The following is a 4759-nucleotide window of genomic DNA, read 5'->3' as shown; positions in this document are numbered from 1 at the left end:
GGAATCACCACGCCAACGACGAGGGGCCCTGCCTCGTCACCACCCCCGCTGACCAGCCCATTTCACCCTCCAGCACAGGATGAAAGAGGTTCATTGAGCATTTTCAGAGTGGCCATCGATCGGGTGACGGCTGCTCCGCAGAAGTTGGGGGCTACCGCAGGCAGAGGCCCAGTCAACGTCTGGCGGCCGTTCACTCCAGGGGGTGTCCGCTGAAGGGGCTCATTGCCTCCCGCCCCGAGCTGGTCCACATCCGCTCCCGGGCCAAGAGCCCCGGGCAGAACGGCGTCCGCGAGCGTGGCTTCGGCTCACTGAAGTACGAGCACCTCTACCGCCTCGAGACCGACGATCTCGACACCCTCGCAACCGCGGCCGAGGAGTACCGGCACGTCTTCAACCACATCCGCCCGCATGAAGCCCTCGCCGGTCACCGCCCGATCGAGGTCTACCGCGACCCGGCCCTGCACCCCCAACTTTCAAACCGCCCGGTCCTGGCCATCGCGAAGTCGTACGTCTCCCTCGGCCTGTCGTCCGAGAGGCCGAGGGACGTACCGGATGGCAAGGAGAACCTTCACCGTGGTCGACATCATCGAGATCTATCTCCACTGGTACGCCGGCCGGTCCAAGGCACAGGTGGCCACGTCGTTGGGAGTGGACCGCAAGACGGTCAGGAAGTACATGGGCCCGGCGGAGTTGTCCGGGATCACCCCCGGCGGGCCGCCCATGAGCGAGGAGGACTGGGCCAAGCTGATCAAGAGCTGGTTCCCGGAACTGGCGGAAGGCGGCTGCGGCAGATCACCTGGCCCGAGTTCGACCAGCACCGCGACTACATCAAGAGCCTGCTGGGCACGGTGACCGTCTCCACGATCCATCAGCGGCTGCGGGACGAACACGGGGTCCGCGCCTCGCGGACCTCGCTGCGGCGGTGGCTGGAGGCGACGCTGCCGGAGGAGACGAAAAGGTCGCAGGTCACAGTCCTGCGTGACGAGGCCGAGCCGGGCTCGGAGGCCTAGATCGACTACGGGTTCCTGGGGCAGTGGGTCAACCCGAGAACCGGGAAGCGGCACCGGGTCTGGGCCTTTGTGATGGTGCTGCCGGCCTCGCGGCACATGTTCGTCCGCCCGGTGCTGGTGATGGACCAGCACACCTGGACCGAGTGCCACGTGGGCGCATTTCGGTTCTTCGGCGGTGTCCCGCGCCGGCTCGTGCCGGACAATCTCCGCACCGGCGTCGACAAGCCCGACCTCTACGACCCGAAGATCAACAAGGCGTATGCCGAACTGGCCACGCACTACGGGGCACTGGTTGACCCGGCCAGGGCCGGACATCCGAAGGACAAGCCGCAGGTCGAGCGGCCCATGCCCTATATCCGGGACTCGTTTTGGCGGGGGCGTGAGTTCGCCTCCCTCGACCACATTCAGGCCGAGGCCCTGGCCTGGTGCATCAAGGTCGCCGGACGCAGGCAGTGCCGGCCACTGGGCGGTGCCTCACCGCTGTCGGTGTTCGAAGCCGTCGAGTCGGACATGCTGCTGCCGCTGCATGCGGCGGAGCAGGCCCCCTCAACTTGATAACCCCCTCTATCACCAGCGGGGACAGACCCGAAAGCGCCGTCTGTACAAGCTCATTGATTTCCTTCATGGAAACGTCAACGACCTTCACGACTCTCCGTCACCACCGAATGTGCGACAGGGCCGTTTTTCTTACAGTCCCGCTTGATGACACCCCTACAGCAGATCCCACCACCAGGCGATGGAGCGGGAAAGCGGCTTAAGTCGGTTATCGCTCGGCGTACTGGTGTAATCAAAGGCGACGGTGCTGGTGTACCGTGGCGAGGTGCGCTGGTAGTCCAGATTTCCCCGGATTTTGTTCGACAGTTGCTGAAGGTACCGTACCAGCTCCGGCCCCGCGTTCTTTAATGCTTTTTCTCGGAGCGCGAGGAAAAGCGTCATCACGCGGTCCATCCAAGCGATGGCTTCCACCATGGCGTCCTGCGGCGCACAGTCGTGGTGCACGGACAGGAGGTGGACGAGGTTCGATTCTGGTGTCCCCTGTTGAATCTCCCTCTGGTAGGAGCCGATGTCGTTGTAACAGGTTTCCAGTAGGTGCGCGGATTCCGTGAGCGCCTTGACCAGGGGCTGGGCCCGCTGAGGGGCAGGCAGCTCGGTTTTCTCACTGATTTCGATCATGGTGGTGGTCAGGGCGCTCGCTCGGTCCATGGGTCCGATGATCATGTGGTCGTCAAGGGAGCGTGTCCGGTGTGCGGCACGGTCGGTGACGCTGCACGCGCTTCCCAGTAACCACAGGTAGTGATGCTGCCACCAGGAGGTGTACAGGCTCGCCGGGGCTTGGGCGTGGTAACGAAGGACGAGATCAGCGAGCGCGGAAGTGAAGGGTTGCGTGGTGATGTTGCGGTGGCGGGGTGTGCTGGCGCTGTTGAGGATGTGGCACATCAGCGGGAGGCAGTGGTGGGGGCGGTCGGTGATGGGCCCGTCATCGATATACGCGTCATCGAAGAGAAACGCCCAGCATGCCCACTGTGCTTGTGTCTTGAGGAGGTCGGGGTGTCCGTCGGGGGCAACACGACAGGCCCAGCTGCTGGAGAGAGTGGCCGCGCCCTCGGCGAGGGTGCCAGCGGGGAAGGCGAATGTTTGCAGCCATCTCCGAACCGAATTTTCCACCTCTCCGATGGCGGAATGAATACGAGGCTCGATCGGGCACCAGACGGGCGGTACAGAAGGGGTCATCGTCCGGCCGTCCGGCTCACGGTGCGCATGCGAAGGCCGTGCGGGTCGAGGGTGAACGCGACAGAGGGATGCACGCGCTGTCCGGGCGAAAGGTCGAGACGGAAATGACGGGTGATGGTGGCTAGGGCCAACGTCATCTCCGACAGTGCAAAAAGATCACCAATACATTTACGGGGCCCCTGAAGGAATGGCAGATAAGCATGGCGCGTCGCGGCTCGCGTCTCTTCCGTCCACCGGTCGGGATCGAATTTTTCCGGGTCGGGATAGACGTCGGGCCGGTGGTGGATGAGGTATGGGCTGATGAAGAGGATGGTACCGGCCGGGATATCCGTCTCCCCTAGGCGCGTATCAGCCGTGACGACACGGCTGAATAGCCATCCGGGGGGATAGATGCGCATCGTCTCCGTCAATACACGCTGGGTTAGTTCAAGGTACGGCAGATGACTGCTGACAGCCGTGATGTTGTCCCCGACGACGGCGTCGACTTCCTCCTCCAGCCGGGCACGGATGCGAGGATGACGGGCGAGGAAATAAAGCGCCCAGGACAGGGTGACGGAGGAACTTTCCGTACCGCCGACGAAGAACGTCATAATGTGGTCGCGGATCTCAAGGTCGTCTTCCTCGCCGCCGGGATAGACCGCGAGCAGCGCCGACAGCAGGTCCCCACGATCCTTTCCTTCCGCGCGGCGCTCGGTGATGACGCTCTCGACGACGCGCCGCAGATGGTCACGGGCCTGGAAGAAACGGCGGTTTCCTGGAGTGGGCATCCGGCAGAACAGCGGCGGCATCACCGAACGCCAATAAAGGCCCTTTAAAAGGGTGACGACGTCGTGGGTGATCAGATCGGCCGTGGGAGAGGGGACAGCGGAGTGGAACATCGTATCGATCGCACTGCGTGAAGTGATTTTCCGGATCTCGGCGGGGACATGGAGGATCTGCCCGGCCTTCCAGGTGGTGACCACGTCGCCGATGTGTCGGGACATGATCTCTTCGTAACCAGGAAACCGGTCGGGGTGGAACGCTGGCTGGCAGAGACGCCGATGACGGCGGTGATCACGGTGCGGACACGTGGCAATGCCGTTACGCAGAGCCTGCCGGGCCACCTCATACGTAGGGCCTTCCTTGTCAAACACGCGGTCGTTGCGCAATACGTCCCACGTCAGGCCGGGGTCACACACCAGAACAACTTCGGTGGCACCGAGCCGCAGGCGCACAAGGTCGCCGTGTGCGGGCAAAGAGCTGAGAAAACCCAGCGGATCACGAACAAGGGGCAATACATGACCGATGCCGGGAAGCGCCCGAGGGGCTGTGACGATGTGGGGAGTGTCGTGCGCTGATGACAACATGAATCACCTAGGGCCGTGTTCCGGTCTATCCGGTAGGAGGCAGGGAATGCCGTGGCGCATCCGCCCCCACACCTCAGGAAACCGCCTGGGAAAGGATTTGGGAAGTAGTGCGGGGCAGCAATCACGGGCATACACTGCGACTTTGTGCGCTTGTGAAGCGTTGACCTTGGCCTCTCAAGTACACTGCGGTGCGGCTGCATGGGTGTCAGGTCGTGACGTCGTGTAACTGTCGTCGCCTCCTGCGCCCATTCTCATCTGACGTCGGATAAGGCCTGGTTACTGACCTCGGCTCGTTAGCCTCGATCTTGCATGACGGTCCGCCGACGGAGTCGGTGGACCGTTTCGCTTTCTGTGACTGATGGCGGGTATGCCGACGGCCCGAGTGTCGTGTCGGGTGGGCGCCGGGTTCCACTGCTCCGGGGTGGGTGAAGTTTCCCCGTGAACTTGGACACTCGATCTCTATGCCGCGAGGGTGTGCTGGTGGCGCCGCCTGGTCTCGGCCGGGGTGAGGTAGCCGAAGACCTTGTGCTTGCGTAGGCGGCGCCGGTTGTAGAACGTCTCGATGAAGGCGAAGACATCGGCGCGGGCGGTGGCTCGGTCGGGCCAGGTGTGGGTGCCGACCTCTTCCTTGAGCAGGGCCCAGAAGCTCTCCGCGGCGGCGTTGTCGAAGCA

The 4759-nt window shown here is 63.4% G+C and carries 3 protein-coding genes and 2 pseudogenes; 2 read left to right on the top strand and 3 right to left on the bottom strand.

What is annotated here, in order from left to right:
• Positions 1-92 precede the first annotated feature (92 nt).
• Both ACZ7GZ_RS42265 and istA read left to right on the top strand, forming a co-directional pair.
• Positions 93-389: pseudogene (locus tag ACZ7GZ_RS42265) on the top strand (hypothetical protein); the annotation flags it as partial.
• A 184-nt stretch (positions 390-573) separates the two neighbouring features.
• Positions 574-1535: pseudogene (istA, locus tag ACZ7GZ_RS42260) on the top strand (IS21 family transposase); the annotation flags it as partial.
• Positions 1536-1721: 186 nt separating this feature from the next.
• Here istA and ACZ7GZ_RS42255 read toward each other — a convergent pair.
• The 3 genes from ACZ7GZ_RS42255 to ACZ7GZ_RS42245 all read right to left on the bottom strand — a co-directional run.
• Positions 1722-2741, bottom strand: a complete 1020-nt coding sequence (locus tag ACZ7GZ_RS42255) for a terpene synthase family protein (RefSeq protein ID WP_471033075.1) — start codon at positions 2739-2741, stop codon at positions 1722-1724.
• Complete coding sequence (locus ACZ7GZ_RS42250; RefSeq protein ID WP_471033073.1) at positions 2738-4087, bottom strand: cytochrome P450; 1350 nt, start codon at positions 4085-4087, stop codon at positions 2738-2740. Before ACZ7GZ_RS42250 ends, ACZ7GZ_RS42255 begins: the two co-directional genes overlap by 4 nt.
• Positions 4088-4546: 459 nt before the next feature.
• On the bottom strand, positions 4547-4759 hold a 213-nt coding region (locus ACZ7GZ_RS42245; RefSeq protein ID WP_471033071.1), incomplete at its 5' end, for an IS3 family transposase.

The sequence above is a fragment of the Streptomyces sp. NPDC037288 genome (assembly GCF_055603265.1).
This window is presented reverse-complemented; position numbering and strand designations above follow the sequence as displayed.